Raw genomic sequence first — 17741 nt, forward strand, 5'->3', positions numbered from 1 at the left:
ATGCGCATAAAACTCAGCTTCAGCTTTGTTGTCACATTATTCCTTTTGGTCGGATGCCAGTCTCGTCAATTGTCACCAGACATTGAAAAGGCACTTAACAGCCCAAAAAAAGCAGCCCCCGAAAAAATTCCAGATGAAGTTTGGGCAGATCTCACACCACAATTAAGTCAACTCAGCCAAAACCCATTAGATGATGACAAAAGATACGACATTGAAGCACAAGCTGTCGCGATAGAACCCTTTTTCCGCAATTTAGTTGCAGGGACCGCACTCAATTTAGTGGTTCACCCAAGCGTAACTGGTGAGCTAACACTTGCGCTAAAAGGCGTTACGCTGGCTGAAGTGGTTGAAATCGTCAAAGATATTTATGGCTACGATATACGTTTAAAAGGGCGTTTGTTGCAAATATTCCCAGCGGGCATGCGTACTGAAACTATATCTGTTGATTATTTAGCCATGCAGCGTTTTGGCGCGTCCTTCACTTCAATCACCTCTGGAGGTGTCAGTAACTCACGAGATGCAAACAGTGGCGGCAATAACTCAAATTTAGGTTTAGCAGGACAAGAAGCCAACCAAAATTCAGCCAGTGGTTTGTCTAGTAACACAGCCAATGGCACCACTATCGTATCCAATACACAAAATGATTTTTGGACCGAATTAAAAAGTGCGTTAAATACACTGTTAACCGCGCAGGAAGGCCGCAGCATTATCGTCAATCCACAAGCTGGGTTAGTTACTGTACGTGCTTTTCCAGATGAAATTCGTAGCATTCGCCAATTTTTATCGGCTACAGAACAACAAATGCAACGCCAAGTGATACTCGAAGCCAAAGTAATCGAGGTCAGTTTAAACGATGGTTACCAACAAGGTATAGAGTGGGAAACCGTACTCGGAACCGTTGACACAACAACAATAGGCTCAATTCGTACAGGTGGTTCAATTGGCGATACCATCACCAATGTCCTTGGCGGCATTACTAGCTTATCTTTTAACAATGGTGATTTTGCTGGGCTCATTCGTTTGCTCGAAACCCAAGGCAATGTACAAGTATTATCAAGCCCAAGACTAACCGCAGCAAATAACCAAAAAGCCGTCATTAAAGTGGGTACCGATGAATATTTTGTAACTGAAGTTTCAACCACAACAGTTACAGGTACAGCTACGACATCCACACCAAATATTGAGCTTGAGCCTTTTTTCTCAGGCATAGCGTTAGATGTAACACCACAAATTAATGCAGATGGCCAAGTAATTCTGCATGTCCACCCATCGGTAATAGATACCAGTGAACAGGTAAAAGTTGTCACCTTAGATCAACAAAATTTTACCCTACCTCTGGCTCAAAGTAACGTCCGAGAATCAGACACCATTATTAAAGCTAACTCAGGTGAAATAGTGGTTATTGGTGGTCTAATGCAGACAATAGAGAGAGATAACGATTCTAAAACGCCTATTTTGGGCGATATTCCGGTGTTAGGTGAGTTGTTTAAATCAAAATCAACAACGCGCCAAAAGAAAGAGCTTATCATTATGATCAAACCGACTGTTGTAGGCAAAGGTACCTGGCAAGAACAATTACAACGTTCTTCAAACCTGCTAAAACAATGGTATCAAGCGGAGTAATCTGTGTACTTATATCATTTTGGTTTAAAAGAGCTGCCATTTTCACTGACGCCAAATACGCAATTTTTCTTGGGGCTACCAAGCCACCACGAAGCTTTGCAAACCTTGATAACTGCGCTAAAAATGGGTGAAGGTTTTGTTAAAGTAACAGGCGAAGTCGGCACAGGTAAAACCTTGTTGTGCCGAAAACTAATGAACGACTTGGGCGACGAATTTGTCACGGCCTATATTCCCAACCCGTATTTGAACCCAGATGAATTGCGCCATGCGGTTGCGCAAGAATTAGCCATCGACAGCGAAAACTGCGCAAGCGCTGCGTTAACACAAAAAATACAACAAAAACTCATAGATATATGCGCACAAGGCAAACAACTGGTGCTCATTTTAGACGAAGCGCAAGTGTTACCCGATGAAAGCTTAGAAGCACTCAGACTGTTTACCAATCTAGAAACAGAAAACAGTAAACTAATGCAACTAGTTTTATTTGCTCAGCCCGAACTAGATAACAGACTAGAACAACATAATTTTAGGCAAATAAAACAACGCATAACCTTTTCAATTCGCTTAGACCAATTGCAATCAGAGCAAATTCAAGCATATTTGCACCATAGAATGACCATTGCAGGATACCAAGGCATGCCAATATTTACCTTGCCAGTGTGTAAATTATTATTTCAAGCATCGCAAGGCACACCAAGAATCATAAATATTTTGGCGCACAAATGTTTGATGCTAGCTTTTGGTCAAGGAACCAGCTCTATAACCACAGAGCACGCCAAACAAGCAATCAATGATACCGAAGCGACTCACCGCCAATCGGCCATTGCAACCCCTACAGCTTTATTTGCTCGACTATTAACAGACAAAAAGGCACAAAGAATTATGCTAAGCCTCGCAGCTGTAATTGCGATTGCCACGAGCTTTTGGTTAGGAGGCCAAGCATGAGTGTCATCAACCAAATGCTCAAAGATTTAGACAGTCGCCAACAGCAAGGCCAAGCATCCGCCGAGCAAGATTACCCACAGATACCCGCACAAGCGAACAAAGTAACCAACAACAGTAGGAAAATAATTTGGGCGGTAGTTGCACTTTTGCTTGTTATATATGCGCTATGGATGTATTGGCCAGATATACAAAAGCAGCTGGAACCCACAACAACAATGGCTGTACCACAACAAGCTACATCACCTAAACAACAAGAATCATCAGAAGCTGAGCCAACAGCAAAAATAATTAATGCTAATTTAATTGCCCCAACACACCAAAATGAAAATACAACAACTGCTCCGGCAGATAAAAGTCTAGAACAATCATCCACTTCTCAACAGGCCGTTGCCAGTGTTTCAGCGCCAACACAATCACAGCGCCAAGCATCGAGCCCACCAACCGCAGACGTACCAACTTCTGCAGATACGCCAGTTGAACCAGTAGCAAAAAGCAATCAAACAGACAAGCCATCAAGCGAGCAACCAACTCAACAAGCCGCGCAACCTAGTGGTAAATTGCGAATTCAAAATACGCAAAAATCAGCAGAAGAAATTGCCTATAGTAAATTTGAACGCGCTCAAGATTTATTAGATAGTGGCCAATTTATCCCAGCCGAACAGCATATTTTATCCGCACTAAAGCTCAAACCTGACTTCCATCAAGCCCGTATCTTATTGGTCAGTATCTTTTATGGCGGGCAAAATACCGCCAAGGCTCTAGCAACACTTAAACAAGGTATCCACCAGTATCCCAAGCATTGGGATTATTATTTTATTGCAGGGCGAATACTAAATGAACAAAACCAGCTACAGGCCGCATGGCAAGTACTAGAATCTGTGCCAAATAGCCCAGAAGTAGCTGGCTACCACACCAATATGTTTCAATTTAAAGCCAACTTAGCCCAACAACTTGAGTACTGGCAAGCTGCTTATCAAACCTGGCAAACCTTGCTCACTCTAAACCCAAGCCATGCCAAATGGCATTTAGGAGCAGCCATTAACGCTGAAAAGTTAGGTGAAAAACAACTGGCATTAAAGCACTATCAAACAGTTGCAAATCAAGGAGGTGTCAGTACTGCATCGCTTAAATTTGTAGAGAACAAAATCATGGAGCTACAACCATGATCAAACCAAAGTTAAAAAAACGCCTAGGTGACTTACTCGTTGACGAAGGAATTATTAGCGAAGGCCAGTTAATGGAGGCGCTTAAGCAACAAAAAGAAAGCGGCCGTAAACTGGGTGCAACGCTTATCGCATCGGGTGCAATATCTGAACGCCAACTGCTAACGTTTTTAGCGCAGCAGCTCAATGTCCCCTATTGGGATATTTCGCAAAAACGCCTAGATGCAAACTTAGCGCAAAAACTGCCCGAAGTATTTGCTCGGCGAAACCGAGTACTCATAGTCGAAGAAGAAACAGAACATTACGTACTGGGCATGAGCGATCCTGCCGACATAAATGCAATTGACTCGGTGGCCTCTCGACTGACCGACAAAGAGCTTAAAATTGTTGCAGTAAAAGAAAGCCAGTTGCTTGAATCCTTTGATGCGTTATATCGCCGTACCGCAGATATTCAATCATTTGCCTCGCAGCTAGAAACTGAATATGCCGAAACCGAAGATTTTAATGCGGCAATGTTCGCCACAGATGGTGATGAAGAAGAAGCCACAGTGGCAAAGCTGCTCAACACTATTTTTGAAGACGCGGTACAGGTGAAAGCGTCGGATATACATATTGAACCCGATGATAGGGCACTGCGCATTCGCCAACGAGTGGATGGCGTATTGCAAGAGTCAATATTAAATGAAGTACATATAGCACCCGCACTAGTATTGAGATTAAAACTCATGGCTGGTTTAGATATCTCAGAAAAACGCTTACCGCAAGATGGGCGCTTTAATATCAAAACCGCAGGCAAAAGTATTGATGTACGTATGTCAACCATGCCAATTCAGCATGGTGAGTCTGTGGTCATGCGTTTATTAGATCAAAGCGGTGGGGTGCTGAGTCTTGAACAAACAGGCATGCCAGAAGATATTCTCAAACGCTACCGCAATGTATTGCACAGACCAAATGGCATGATCCTGGTCACGGGTCCAACTGGTTCAGGTAAAACAACAACTCTGTATGCATCTTTAAGTGAGCTCAACCAAGCTGCATCAAAAATAATTACCGTTGAAGACCCAGTAGAATACCGTCTGCCGCGGATTAACCAGGTACAAGTAAATAGCAAAATAAACTTATCTTTTGCCAGTGTACTGCGTACAGCGTTACGACAAGACCCAGATATCATTATGGTGGGTGAGATGCGTGATCAAGAAACCGTCGAAATTGGTTTACGCGGCGCACTCACCGGTCATATGGTGCTATCGACTCTACATACAAACGATTCAATTAGTAGTGCCGTGCGTTTATTGGACATGGGCGCACCAGGATTTTTAGTCGCAAGCTCATTAAGAGCGGTAATTGCTCAGCGTTTAATTCGCAAAAATTGCGACAATTGCACTATAGACTACCAGCCAAGCGATAATGAACATATATGGCTGTCGGCACTCGCCGGAAAGTCATGTAAAGATGTAGCGTTTAAAATTGGTCAAGGGTGTCAATCTTGCAACTATTTAGGTTACCGCGGACGTATTGGTGTGTTTGAATTTTTAGAGCTCAATGAAGCTATGGTAAATGCTTTAAAACGCAGCGATATAGAAGACTTTGCCATCCAAGCGCGTAAAAGCCCATCATTCCAAACTTTGGCGCAAGCAGCGCTCGCTTACGCACAGCAAGGTATCACATCGATAGCAGAAGTGCTGCGACTGGTTGAAAATATGGCTGAACTTGAGCGCATGGCACAAGCGCTGGAGGAGAGTTAATGGCTAAATATAGTTATCAAGGCAGCGCAGCAGGCAGCAAAGTGGATGGTACCATTGAAGCTGCCAATGAGAGTGAAGCAGCAATTGCTTTGAAGCGCCGCAATATTGTGCCTTTGTCGATAAAACGCATTACCGTTGAAAACGCAAAAAAAGCAAGTAATGACGCGTCATCTCAGCAAAGCCTAATGCAAATGCAATTATTTGTGCCCCAAGTAACGCTGTCGGACCTAGTGATGTTTTCCCGACAAATGTACTCATTATTAAAAGCAGGCATTCCAATCATTCGCGCGATACAAGGCCTAGCAGAAACAACCACATCGATAAAATTAAGAGATGCTTTAACTCAAGTAGGTTCTGAGCTTGAAAAAGGTCGCCCAATCGCCAATGCCATGGCATCTTTCCCAAAAGTTTTTTCAAAAATGTTCATCAGTATGGTCAATGTGGGTGAAAATACCGGTAAATTAGACGCCGCTTTTTTGCAACTAGCACAATATTTAGAAGACGAACAAGAAACACGCAAACGGATACAGTCCGCCACCCGCTATCCAATATTCGTAATCCTCGCCGTTGTCGCAGCCATTTTTTTAATGAATATCTTTGTTATCCCAACCTTTGCAGATATGTTTGCTAAGTTCGATGCCGAACTGCCATGGACAACTCAACTGCTCATAACCAGCTCTCACTTATTTGTAAACTATTGGCATATCATTATCCTTGCCATTGTCGCAACTGTTTACGCGTTAAATAAATATGTCCAAACCAGCAAAGGTAAATTGTTGTGGGATCAATATAAACTGCGCCTACCAGCTGTCGGTTCAATCATTGAGCGCTCAACCTTGTCGCGTTTTGCTCGCTCATTTTCCATGATGTTAAGAGCAGGTGTGCCCTTAACGCATGCGTTACAAATGACATCCGAAGCCGTCGACAATGCTTATGTCGGCAGCAAAGTTGTGCAAATGCGCCGCGGTATCGAAAAGGGTGACAGCATGTTACGCACAGCTAACGCAACCAAGATGTTTACCCCGCTCGTTATGCAAATGATCGCCGTTGGCGAAGAAACCGGGCAAATAGACAATATGCTTGAAGAAGTTGCCGACTATTATGAGCGCGAAGTAGACTATGATTTAAAAAGCTTAACGGCCAAAATTGAGCCTATACTTATTGCAATAGTAGCGGGCATTGTCATGATATTAGCATTGGGTATCTTTATGCCGATGTGGGATATGATGAATACGGTGAAAGGTTAGATCGAATATGATTGGGCAATCTCAGAAAGGGTTTTCTCTTGCTCAATTTATGATTGTTTTATCCATTATGCTGATGTTATGGACAATATGGCTGGTATATTTAAAAAAAACAGATAGAGAGTCAAACACGGTGGCATTTAGTATGGCAGCGAATCAGTTTAATGAAGCCGTACACTTAACCCATGTAGAGTGGTTACGCCAAGCTAGGCCTGATTCAGTCAACCTATTAAGTGTCGTGGAAACCAAGTCGTTAGAAAAACGCCAGTTTCCTCAAACACAGCCAAATAGTATTCAAATGACACAAAAAGGTTGGCCAAAAATAACCAGTTATAACGCCCAAGGGTGTAAACAACTATGGACAGATTTATTGGATAAATCGACTAAACTTATTACAGAAAAGCAGCGGCATTATTTCGAACGCATCAAAGGGCGAGCTGCCTGTGTGTATAAATACGGCAAAAAGACTCTGCTGTATTTTGAAGCAAACGGCGAAGTAATGAGCCGGCTAACGGAGGAATAGAGTGACCACACAAACACATAAAGCTAAACAACAAGGCTTTTCATTAGTCGAGTTAGTTATCGTAATTATCATTTTAGGGTTATTAGCAGCAACGGCCTTACCTCGCTTATTAAGCGTGACAGATGACGCAGAAGATGCAACGGTGGAAGGTGTCGCTGGTGGTTTTGCTACCGCTGTAGGTTTAGTTCGCTCGCAGTGGGAGTTGGATGGCCGCCCAACTAACAATGGTGGAACTAATGTCGCATTAGTAAACTTGGATGGGGTCAATGTTGCGGTTGACCCGAACAAAGGTTATCCGACGGGAGGCGAGAATGACAATAACTCAAGTGCAGACTCGTTAACAGCCGAAGATTGCCAACAGATATTCGTTCGAATATTACAAAGTTCACCGAAGATAACCACAAGTTTTGTTGGCAACAATAATACCAATTTTGCAGAAAACGATTATTACACAACCACCAGCAGCAGTGATGGGCAAAGCACCTGTTTATACTATTTGGTGCAAACAATAAAAAACAGTAGTGGCGCACCCAATGGAACAGGTTCGGGCAATGGTTTTGAATATTTGCCGTTAACAGGGCAAATCAGCGTGTTTAGCAATAACCAGTAAAAATGCATCTATCTGAATGTTTTTTGCGCAAAGTCACATATTGTCAATAAAGATTCACAATATCAGTGTTTTTCTAATGGCAAACAATCAAAAAATAATCTAAATTTAATTTATACGTTTAAGACGAGGTAAAACATGAAACGATCGCAACAACAAGGCTTCACGCTCATAGAGCTAATAGTCGTTATTGTCATTCTAGGTATTCTAGCTGTGACAGCTGCCCCAAGATTTATTGATGTGCAAGACGAAGCAGAGTTATCAGTAGCAAAAGCTATTGAAGGCTCGATTGTCAGTGCTGTAAATATGGTTCATGCAAAAGCATTGGTACAAAATACCCTAGGCAACAATGCAGAAACGGCTGTAGCAACAACAGTTGTTGCAGATGGCCATGTTGACACTGATTACGGTTACCCAGAAAGCACAGCCCAGGGCATTGGTGCTATCATTGATATACCAAGCGATTGGTCTATTGCATACTCGGGTAATACCGCAACCTTTTCTAAAGGCGACTGTAGTGTAGTGTATACACAACCTACTAGCACCGCAGAGGTTGGTCGAATTACGACATCAGCAGAATGCGATCCGTAGGCCAATAGATTGCTATCGAGGCTCATTTTTGATGAGCCTTATTCCCTTCCCCCAATCGCAAATCATAACTTTATGTCAAAGCCACATTGCAATACAGGCTTTACCCTAGTAGAACTTATTGTAGTTTTAGTGCTAATCGGCATTATTGCAGTCGCGGCGTTTCCCAAAATCGGCTTAGTGCAAAGTGATAGCTACACAACCGAGTTTCGAGACCGTTTACTAAACGTCTTGCGGCACAGCCAACTGCAAGCGATGCAAAATACCACTGGCAGCTGCCATCAAGTAATTATTGTTAGTACACGCTTTGGTCAACATGACTGCAGCAACAATGCGCTTGCCAGCAGTTTTACCAATGACTTTTTAGGAGTCAGTGAGACAGAAGCAACAAATGCCAATCTAGCCATATCGGCGAACGGCCAAGCCATCACCAATTCGTTTGATATCCGATTTAATGCATTAGGACAGCCAACCCATGGCTGCACAGGCGGCTGCACAATTGAAATTGCCGGCACGTTAACGGCCACAATAACCATTGAGCCACAAGGATATATCCACAGATGAAACGATATATCCAACAAGGTTTTACTCTAATTGAAATTGTAATCGGCATTGTGGTACTTGCGATTACCTTTAGCTACTTCACGCATGTATTAACCAATAGCAATAAGTTTGTCGCCGACCCTTGGTATCAAGTCAGGGCGTCTGAGCTAGGTTCATCCTTGTTAAATGAAATTTTGGCAAAGTCTTTTGACGAGAATTCAGATAGAGTAAGTGGTTCAATTCGCTGTTCAAGTGCCGATGCAGGGGCACCAGCATGCACAGCGGCGGCAAATTTTGGCGCGGATAATGGCGAATCAAGCCGAGACGATTATGATGATGTAGATGACTATCATGACCTCAATACCACAGGTGGAGACATAATAGAGCTCAGCATGCCCAACAATACAGCTCTAGCAAATAACTACGCAAATTATCAATTGTCGGTGAGCGTTATTTACGATAGCGATTTTAATGGTACTGCAGATGCTAATATTGGTGCTCATAAACTCATCCAAATCAGTATCACTGACCCTATAGGCAACGAATCTGTGTTTAGTGCTTACAGGAGTAACTTTTAATGCAAGTTCAGCACATCAACAACAAGGGATTCACGCTTATCGAGCTCATTTTGGCAATCGTCGTACTCGGTATTGTTAGTGTTACAACCAGCAAATTTATTGGCTGGGGGGCGACTTATTATGTAGATGTAAGCGAGCGACAACTGGTTCTTGACGACAGCCGTTTTATTATAGAAAGGTTAACGCGAGAACTGAGAATGGCGGTCCCCTACAGCTTACGCACATTAAATGATAGTAACAACAATACAGCTTGTCTTGAATATGTTCCGGTCGTCAATAGCGGCAAATATCTAACGGCACCTATTTCACCCGCTAGTGACAGTCAAATAACATTAGTCAGCCCAACTGTTGGAACCATTTCCTCAAATAGCCAACTTAGTATCTATCCCACCCAAACGGCAGATATTTATACTGTTGCCAATCAGCAAACCTTCACGATTGATTCAGTTAATGCTGTACAAGGTGACGGCTCTCAAGTCATTAATTTTTCGTCGAATATTAGTATCGCTCAAGGCTCGCCGGCCAAACGCTATTATCAATGGACAACCCCAGTTAGTTATTGTTTAGAAAACAGTAATATATACCGCTACCAAAACTATACTGCGACCACCAATCAACTTAACCCAACTCAATTGAAAGCGGCTACAAACGTAAACTATAGTTTAATGGCAGAGAATGTTTCGAATGCAGTTGCAACTGAAGCACCTTTCCATGTAGACACTCATGCAAGCTTATTACGCCATGGTCAGGTAGCAATTTACCTAGAGTTTTCGCGGTTAACCGATAATAATGAAAGTATGTTCTTTCACCATTTAGTGCAAATACCTAATGCGCCATAATATTAGCCAAAAACTACAGAGCCAGCAGTTAAAACGCAAACGGCAAGGCAGTAGCTTAATAATAGCTCTGTTTGTATTGGTATTTTTGTCAATTTTATTGGCTGGGGTTATGCGCTCTCTGAGTGTCGCTAATCTAAACATAGCTTACGAAGTAATTGGTTTGCGGGCACTTAGTAGTGCACAAAGTGGAATTCAAATCGCTTTGAGCCGCTTGTACCCGACAACCTCAACCTCTACGACTGATTGTGCAACCATTACCGCGAGCCCAATTACCTTACCAAACACTACGGGTTTTAGAGGTTGTAGCGTTTCGCTCAACTGCAGCACACGCTCAGGTGTTATCAATGGCAATGATTTATTAACTATCACGAGTACTGCGCAGTGCACAGTCAGCGATTTAATTACCACACGCTCAATCAGTGTCGAGGCTGTAGATTTATGAAGTATTTTCGCCTTTTATTAGCTTTTAGTTGCCTAATACTGGTTAACCTACAACTCCAAGCTGCGACTTGTGATGAGGTATTCCCTAGTGCTATCAGCTCAAATTACAATCAAGGTCAATTGACTATGAATAATACGGCTCACATTTCCAATGAGCCAACTCCTAATCAATTACCCTTTAAAAAAGCTGGACAAATTGTTAGCAATAGCTGTGGCGCGGGTGTCACGTGTGATATTAGTGGGTCGAGCGCAAGCTCAATCAACATGCCTAATTTTCAAACCTCACCAAGCTCCACTTATGTGGGCGTACACAGTAGCTTAAGCGTCATTTTTGGAGCAAACAACGGCAGTTATAACTATCAGAATAAATATGATTATGGAAACGTTGGTTTTAGTAGCGAAGCTTCTGGTAGTTTCTCAGCCGCCAATACCAGTTACCGTTTCAAAAATTTTGCGTTGAGTAACAACACCGAGCTGACTATTCCGCCAGGTGATTACTATATTGAAAATTTGTCGTTGTCGTCGAATAGCAAAATTACTTTAGATACCAGCAAAGGTAGCGGCAGCGTGCGTTTTCATATTTTGAAAAGCTTATCAATCCACAATACAGCGAGTATCAATTTAAATGGTGATCCAAATCACTTTGTTTTTTTTATTCATGCACAAAATACCAACACGGGATTAAACTTATCGAGTAACGCAAAATTATTTGGGCTAGTCTATGTAAATGCCAGTAAACAAGGGAACAATGTTTATGGTTCAACATCGATGCACAATACTGCTTACTTAAAAGGCAGGTTATCTACTGCCAATTTACATATGACCTCTGATGCGCATGTTGAGTTTGCAGGCGACCCAAACCAAGCAACATTGGGCGATGTTTGTAGTCAATCCGTCAGCTACACCTGCCCAGACTTAAGCTCAGATAGTAGTCTTGTGACCATCAACGAGTTTCATATTGAAAATGGCAATAACTGGATTGAGCTTTATGTGAGTGAAAACGCCTCAAGTGCTATCAATTTGAATAATTGGCAATTGCAAGCAAATGGAGCTGGTGCACCAAATCAATTTTCTTTTGAGCTGTTTTCGAGCAACACGACCTACCAACCTGGCGAATATATTGTTTTTGCCGAAAATATCAACAACCCAAACTTATCTCATGTGCCCAACAGCAACTTAATTAGTAAACCTGACGTTGATTGGCATAATAATTTTCAAGAAATACTCCTTCTAGACACCAATAATGAATTTGTCCACTACTTACGCTACCCGCCCAGTGGTCACAACGGCAATGAGTGGACAGACTGTGAAAGTGAATACCCTGCTTCCAGTACAATTATCGACGCTCCCGGCAACAACTCAACCGCTTGTGCGTTAACTGATGGCTCAAAAGCCAGCAATCAATGGGACAGCAGCTGCGGCAATTCGACACCTGGAGCTTCAAACGCCTCTCCAACCTTAGTTGCCCATTACCAGTTTGACACCGGTAGTGGCCAAACAGCTGTTGATTCTAGTAGCTATAGCCGAGACGCTATATTAGGCAATTCCAATTCAACGGATAGCCAAGATCCGAACTGGATGTGTGAAAATACGGGTTATTACCTCGATTTTAACAAGTCGGCAAATCAACGGATCACAACCGCTAGTTTTACTCCCCCTGCAGATGGCGTAATCACTTTCTGGATGAAAGTCGATGCACTACCGACCAGCCGCAACCGAATATTTGGCTTTAATGACGGCTTTGAAGCGAGGTGGGAGTCTGGCAATACTATCTATTGGGACATCAATAAAACAGGCTCTAACAACTCAATCAAATCAACAATAACCAATGATGATTTGGGGCAATGGACGCATATTGCAGTAAGTTACAGCGCAAGCAACAATACTTGGGCTGTTTATAAAAATGGAACACAAGTTGCCAGTGGTAGTGAGACTTTAACAGCACAGGCAGCGGACGTTTTCACGATTGGGGGCAGTACTTGGAAAGCCGGTTCACAATCTTTCAACGGTGCAATAGACGATTTTCGTTTATATTCAGGTAGCTTAACCGGCCAACAAATTGCTGATTTAGCAGCAACAGCGCCAGTAGATTGTGTACAAGTAGATCACTATGAAATCACCCATGACAGCAGCGCACTAACCTGCAGCACAGCCTCAGTAACAGTCAAAGCCTGTCGCAATGCCAATTGTGATTTGTACAATCAAGTAACCAACGCAACTTTAACCAAAACCATAGGCAATAGTACCAGTGTAATAGACGCCAATAGTTTCACTGGTAGTAAGAGTGTGAGCTTAAGCCAAAGCAGCGCGGCAACTATCACGCTAGGTTTAACTAACTTGTCGCCGTCAGCTCCTGTTACCTGTAATGGCAACGGCAATTGTCAACTAGTATTTTCAGACTCAGGATTTGTTGTCAGCAGCGCCAATATTGAATCTTGCACGCAAGGTAGCATTACCATTCAAGCACTAAAAACCGACCAAAGCCAAAATTGCGCCCCTGCTTGGACGGGCTCGCGCACCATTCAAATGCTATTAAACCATGTCAACAAACAGGGTAACGCATCAATGCAAGTTGGCAACAATAACTATTCGTTAGGGCAAACGCACTCTATAACAACCCAATTCGACAACTCTGCTCAAGCGACATTAGACCTAACCTACGCGGATGCAGGTGCAGTAACAGTACAAATATCCGATCCAAATTCAGTATTAATCAGCAATTCCAACACTGTCAATTTTTATCCCAATCAACTGGTGGTTAGCACAAGTTCAGCAACCAATAACATGGCGGTTAATACTGACTTTAACCTTGAAGTTTCAGCACAGTGTAGCGATACAACAGTCACACCAAGTTATCAGCCCAGTCAGTTACAATTTGATTTAGTTAGGGCCATACCAGATCCTAATTTAGGGGGTGAAGAAGCCAATTTATTTTATAGTGCCGCGGGGCAAGTGACCTCGCAAGCAGGTTTTACCGACTCTATCGCAACCACTTTTAGTAACGGTGCCTATAGCTATAATCAAAGTAAAATTGACGAGTATGGCCAATATCAACTACAAGCACGAGATGTAAACTATTTAGGCCTAGGTAATATCAGTTCCAATACGATTACGTTAGGCACATTTATACCTGCGCAGCTAAATATCTATGCAGCAGATGAAATCTACCCGAATGGTTTTACAGACAACCGCTCGCAGGGTCAGTACCAAAATGTAAATTTAATCAATACTTACTTAGGGCAAAGTTTTTCGTATGCAAGCCAACCCGCGGTTGCTGTAATTGGTATAGATGCTTTAGGTAATGCTTTACATAATTATACGTCGGCTCTAGGTACCGCCAATTTGAGTGCAGATTTAGCAAAAATTACAGCCAGTACAACAGACAACAGCATAATTTTAACCAGCAATTTAAACGCGGGCAGTTTGACCGACAACGCTGACGGCAGCTTCACCTATCAATTTGCAGCAGCAGACAGCTTTCAACATCAAAAAAGTGCAGCCAATCAAACAACAGCTCCGTTTGATACCAGCATCAGTTTATCCTTTGCCACAGGTGCTTTTTTTGATGCAAACAATGGCTTAATTGCTAGCACAGCTGACAGCTTTATACCCAGCCCTGCCAATATTGTCAGTGCGCGTTTACTGTTAAGTAACAACTTTGGTCCAGAAACAGACAACCTAACTTTGCCGATTGCCATAGAAAGTTATAATGGCAGCAGTTGGACAACCGCATCGACTGATAATACAACTGTGTTGCCATCCGTGATATTTACTTTCGGAGGGCAAAATCACAGCAATGGGCAAACTTGGCTAAATCAATATCCAATTTCTGGCGGTACCAATACAAGCTTGTTATCTCCTGCGACAAACAGCAACAGCATCACCGCACAATCTGGTCTATTAAACTTCCTATTCGCCGCGCCAGGAGAAGGTAATCAAGGCACAATGACAGCGCAAATAAACTTAGCGACTTATCCTTATTTACAATATGATTGGGATGCCGATGTCAGCCTAGACAGTAATATTACAACTGAATTAATTTGGGGCATATTCAGAGGTAATGATCGTATTATTAATTGGCGGGAAATATATTAGCCAATAAACAATTGCTGGACATACCAAATGGGTCAAAGTCTGCTATTGTTAATTGATACACGGAAGGAGTCGACAATGCCATTAACGCAATCGAGTTTGGCCACCTCTACCAGAGATATTGAGTTTCTTCAGCGCAGTATATCGCTTATGTTGGCTTTGACTAAGCAATTAGATTCTCTATCGTTAATTGATACCTTGTTTTTACGGTTATTCCGCTCAAGGTTGGTTTATCACGCCTGTATGTACGAAGTACATAACAAACAAGGTTTAGAAATTAACCAAGCAGCCGATGGCAAACAATTGCTTTTTAGACAAATTGTCGAAAAGCCTTGGCAAGCAAGAGATTCAAACGAACCACCTCAAATCGTTATCGAAAGCTTTTTGGCACAGAAACCTATGAGCCAAGCAATCGAAGGTAAACGCACCAAATATTTAATATTTCCAATCGTGCCCAGCGCAGGCAAGGTCGGCCATGCATTGGAATTACAGGCCATAGATATAAAAGCCGTTCATAATTTTCTGGCTGGCAATGTCATTTCTGTATTTACCAATCTGTTGAAAATATTTGAAAATATGGAGCGTGATTTACTTACAGGCTTGTACAATAAACAGTGTTTAGAGGTGTCGTTAATTCGATATGCGCAACATGCACTTACCTGTGCCCATGATGCCAATCGTATGGATAAAAAAGAGTGGCTTACTTTTATTAAAATAACGCCAGCTGACACACAAGGCTCGGAAGAGCTGCAAATTATGTTCGGTCATCAGATCCTCACAACATTTCGCAATACAGATCTCGTATATAGATATGGCGAAAATGAGTTTGTCGCACTACTGATATGCAATGAAGAATCTGGCGTTAAAGCTGCAGTAAAAAGATTAGCTCAACATACTTTAGAGCACGACAACGAGCTTATCCAAAAACTACAAATATCTATGGCCAGTGCTGAGTTTGAAGATGGCATGTCGGTTAAACAGACCATCAACAGTGTGCGCGATTCAATGAACTAGCAGCTAACCGCCAGCTAGTTTGACTTTATAACCCATTTTCTCAAGTTCAGCTTTAATGACATCTCGCTTATCACCTTGAATTTCTATAACGCCGTCTTTGACAGCACCTCCAGTGCCACACTTCTTTTTTAGGTTCTGCGCAACTTTCTTAAGCTCAGCCCCAACCAAAGGTAAACCAGCAACTGTAATAACCCCTTTGCCTTTACGTCCAGCCGTTTCGCGACGAATGCGCACTGCGCCGTCAGCAAAAGTTTGGGCTTGCTCTTGTGGTTTGTCTTCAGTTATTCGACCTTTATCTGTGCTATACACCAATGCCATGGTTTACTCCTAGCCTTTGCTATAAAATACATGCCTCAATCTCATTAGTTTACTCACTCGGTTAACAAGTCACAACATGGTTTCATTGCAACAAAACACAGAATTCGGCAATCAGGTTATTAATTGGTATCACCAACACGGCCGCAAGCACTTACCTTGGCAACAAAATAAAAGCCTATACAAAACTTGGTTGTCAGAAGTTATGTTGCAACAAACCCAAGTGACCACAGTGATCCCTTACTTTGAACGTTTTATTCAAACATTCCCAACCGTTGAAGCATTAGCGGCTGCTGAGCAAGATCAAGTTTTACAACTTTGGACCGGCCTAGGTTATTACGCTCGTGCACGTAATCTACACAAAGCTGCCAAACAAATTGTAGAAATACATAATGAGTTTCCAACTAACTTTGAACAAGTATTAGCTTTGCCAGGCATAGGCCGCTCCACAGCTGGTGCAATATTGTCTTTAACCTTGCAACAACCTTATCCAATTTTAGATGGCAATGTTAAGCGTGTCCTCTGCCGTTATTTTAAAATTGAACAATGGTCGGGTGAAAAGAAAGTGCAAGACAAACTGTGGCAATTGAGCGAACAAGTCACCCCTGCACAAGGGGTAGACTACTTTAATCAAGCCATGATGGATCTAGGCTCTGCAATTTGCACCCGTAGCAAACCAAAATGTGATAGCTGCCCTTTGCAACAAAGTTGCCAAGCTTATCAAGCTAACTGTGTTAGCCAATTGCCCGTGCCTAGACCCAAAAAAAACAAACCCGTTAAACAAACTTTTATGTATTTGCTTAAGCACGGTCAGCAGGTGCTATTAAACAAACGCCCGCCTACTGGTATTTGGGGCGGTTTGTACACTTTGCCAGAATCGGAACGCCAATTAACCTTAGGTGAAATTGAACACCTGTTTGCATTAGATGGCAACAAGCAAACCGAGTTAGCGCCATTTAGGCATACCTTCACCCACTATCATTTGGATATTCAGCCAATTTTAGTTGAGGTTGAACAAGTTCACTCAGCTATCAAAGAATCTGAAGATGTTTGGTTTGATTTAAATAGCGAAGCTGAATTTGGTATGGCGACCCCGACTAAAAATTTGTTAGCAGCAGTGATAGCGGGCAAGTTTTAGCTTATCGAATTGGGTAATTGATGTTGGTTAATAAATAAGCTAACATCAGACCAAAAAATGTAAACGTTATCAGGAATTATGGTAAATAACTCGTCTTATAATTCAAGGTACAAATACGTTGCAAGTTAAGTGCAATATAATCGAGTTGCAGCGATAAAAATGCCGAGAAGGTGAATGGGTGTGTTGCGAACAAAACTTCACAAGGAAGGGAAGCCTTGTGTGAGCGACTCATGGACCGAGCTTGAAGCGTTTTTGTGAGTAATACTCCATTTAGCTTCGATTTATGTAGCACCAGTTAAATAGCGCTGACGAATGTGTGCAACTGAGCCCACTCGATGTTCAA

General features: G+C 42.4%; 16 protein-coding genes. 15 read left to right on the plus strand and 1 reads right to left on the minus strand.

Annotated elements, in window-relative coordinates; translation table 11 throughout:
• The 14 genes from mshL (at window position 1) to DS2_RS16040 (ending at window position 15945) form a co-directional block, all read left to right on the plus strand.
• Complete coding sequence (gene mshL, locus DS2_RS15975; protein ID WP_035015881.1) at window positions 1-1623, plus strand: pilus (MSHA type) biogenesis protein MshL; 1623 nt, start codon at window positions 1-3, stop codon at window positions 1621-1623.
• A 3-nt stretch (window positions 1624-1626) separates the two neighbouring features.
• The gene (locus DS2_RS15980; protein WP_035015883.1) at window positions 1627-2568 is read left to right on the plus strand and encodes an ExeA family protein; all 942 of its coding nucleotides are present in this window, start codon (window positions 1627-1629) and stop codon (window positions 2566-2568) included.
• Entirely contained in the window at window positions 2565-3734 is a 1170-nt protein-coding gene (locus DS2_RS15985) for a tetratricopeptide repeat protein (RefSeq protein ID WP_035015884.1), read from the plus strand. The genes DS2_RS15980 and DS2_RS15985 overlap by 4 nt, the downstream gene beginning before the upstream one ends.
• On the plus strand, window positions 3731-5476 hold the full coding sequence (locus DS2_RS15990) for a GspE/PulE family protein (protein WP_035015885.1): 1746 nt from the start codon (window positions 3731-3733) through the stop codon (window positions 5474-5476). Before DS2_RS15985 ends, DS2_RS15990 begins: the two co-directional genes overlap by 4 nt.
• On the plus strand, window positions 5476-6723 hold the full coding sequence (locus tag DS2_RS15995) for a type II secretion system F family protein (protein WP_035015887.1): 1248 nt from the start codon (window positions 5476-5478) through the stop codon (window positions 6721-6723). The genes DS2_RS15990 and DS2_RS15995 overlap by 1 nt, the downstream gene beginning before the upstream one ends.
• 7 nt (window positions 6724-6730) lie before the next feature.
• The gene (locus DS2_RS16000; RefSeq protein ID WP_035015888.1) at window positions 6731-7243 is read left to right on the plus strand and encodes a hypothetical protein; all 513 of its coding nucleotides are present in this window, start codon (window positions 6731-6733) and stop codon (window positions 7241-7243) included.
• Between the two features lies 1 nt (window position 7244).
• Window positions 7245-7853: a type II secretion system protein gene (locus DS2_RS16005; RefSeq protein WP_035015892.1), complete on the plus strand. Its 609-nt coding sequence runs from the start codon at window positions 7245-7247 to the stop codon at window positions 7851-7853.
• 135 nt (window positions 7854-7988) lie between these two features.
• Window positions 7989-8441, plus strand: coding sequence for a type II secretion system protein (locus tag DS2_RS21000; protein ID WP_035015893.1), 453 nt, complete (start codon window positions 7989-7991; stop codon window positions 8439-8441).
• Between the two features lie 72 nt (window positions 8442-8513).
• Window positions 8514-9002, plus strand: a complete 489-nt coding sequence (locus DS2_RS16015; RefSeq protein ID WP_035015894.1) for a prepilin-type N-terminal cleavage/methylation domain-containing protein — start codon at window positions 8514-8516, stop codon at window positions 9000-9002.
• The gene (locus DS2_RS16020; protein ID WP_035015895.1) at window positions 8999-9559 is read left to right on the plus strand and encodes a type IV pilus modification PilV family protein; all 561 of its coding nucleotides are present in this window, start codon (window positions 8999-9001) and stop codon (window positions 9557-9559) included. Before DS2_RS16015 ends, DS2_RS16020 begins: the two co-directional genes overlap by 4 nt.
• Window positions 9559-10398 (plus strand): prepilin-type N-terminal cleavage/methylation domain-containing protein, encoded by an 840-nt coding sequence (locus DS2_RS16025; RefSeq protein ID WP_035015896.1) that lies wholly within the window; start codon window positions 9559-9561, stop codon window positions 10396-10398. Before DS2_RS16020 ends, DS2_RS16025 begins: the two co-directional genes overlap by 1 nt.
• On the plus strand, window positions 10388-10840 hold the full coding sequence (locus tag DS2_RS20045) for a hypothetical protein (RefSeq protein WP_051479945.1): 453 nt from the start codon (window positions 10388-10390) through the stop codon (window positions 10838-10840). Before DS2_RS16025 ends, DS2_RS20045 begins: the two co-directional genes overlap by 11 nt.
• On the plus strand, window positions 10837-14934 hold the full coding sequence (locus tag DS2_RS16035; protein WP_035015897.1) for a DUF6701 domain-containing protein: 4098 nt from the start codon (window positions 10837-10839) through the stop codon (window positions 14932-14934). The genes DS2_RS20045 and DS2_RS16035 overlap by 4 nt, the downstream gene beginning before the upstream one ends.
• A 75-nt stretch (window positions 14935-15009) precedes the next feature.
• Entirely contained in the window at window positions 15010-15945 is a 936-nt protein-coding gene (locus DS2_RS16040) for a diguanylate cyclase domain-containing protein (protein WP_035015899.1), read from the plus strand.
• 3 nt (window positions 15946-15948) lie between these two features.
• Here DS2_RS16040 and yciH read toward each other — a convergent pair whose 3' ends face one another.
• Window positions 15949-16263, minus strand: coding sequence for a stress response translation initiation inhibitor YciH (gene yciH / locus DS2_RS16045; protein ID WP_035015900.1), 315 nt, complete (start codon window positions 16261-16263; stop codon window positions 15949-15951).
• A 76-nt stretch (window positions 16264-16339) separates the two neighbouring features.
• Here yciH and mutY point away from each other — a divergent pair, with 76 nt between their 5' ends.
• Window positions 16340-17398, plus strand: a complete 1059-nt coding sequence (gene mutY, locus DS2_RS16050; protein ID WP_152537630.1) for an A/G-specific adenine glycosylase — start codon at window positions 16340-16342, stop codon at window positions 17396-17398.
• Window positions 17399-17741 lie beyond the last annotated feature (343 nt).

Origin of the sequence: Catenovulum agarivorans DS-2, assembly GCF_000568405.1 — a bacterium.
GTDB lineage: Bacteria > Pseudomonadota > Gammaproteobacteria > Enterobacterales > Alteromonadaceae > Catenovulum > Catenovulum agarivorans_A.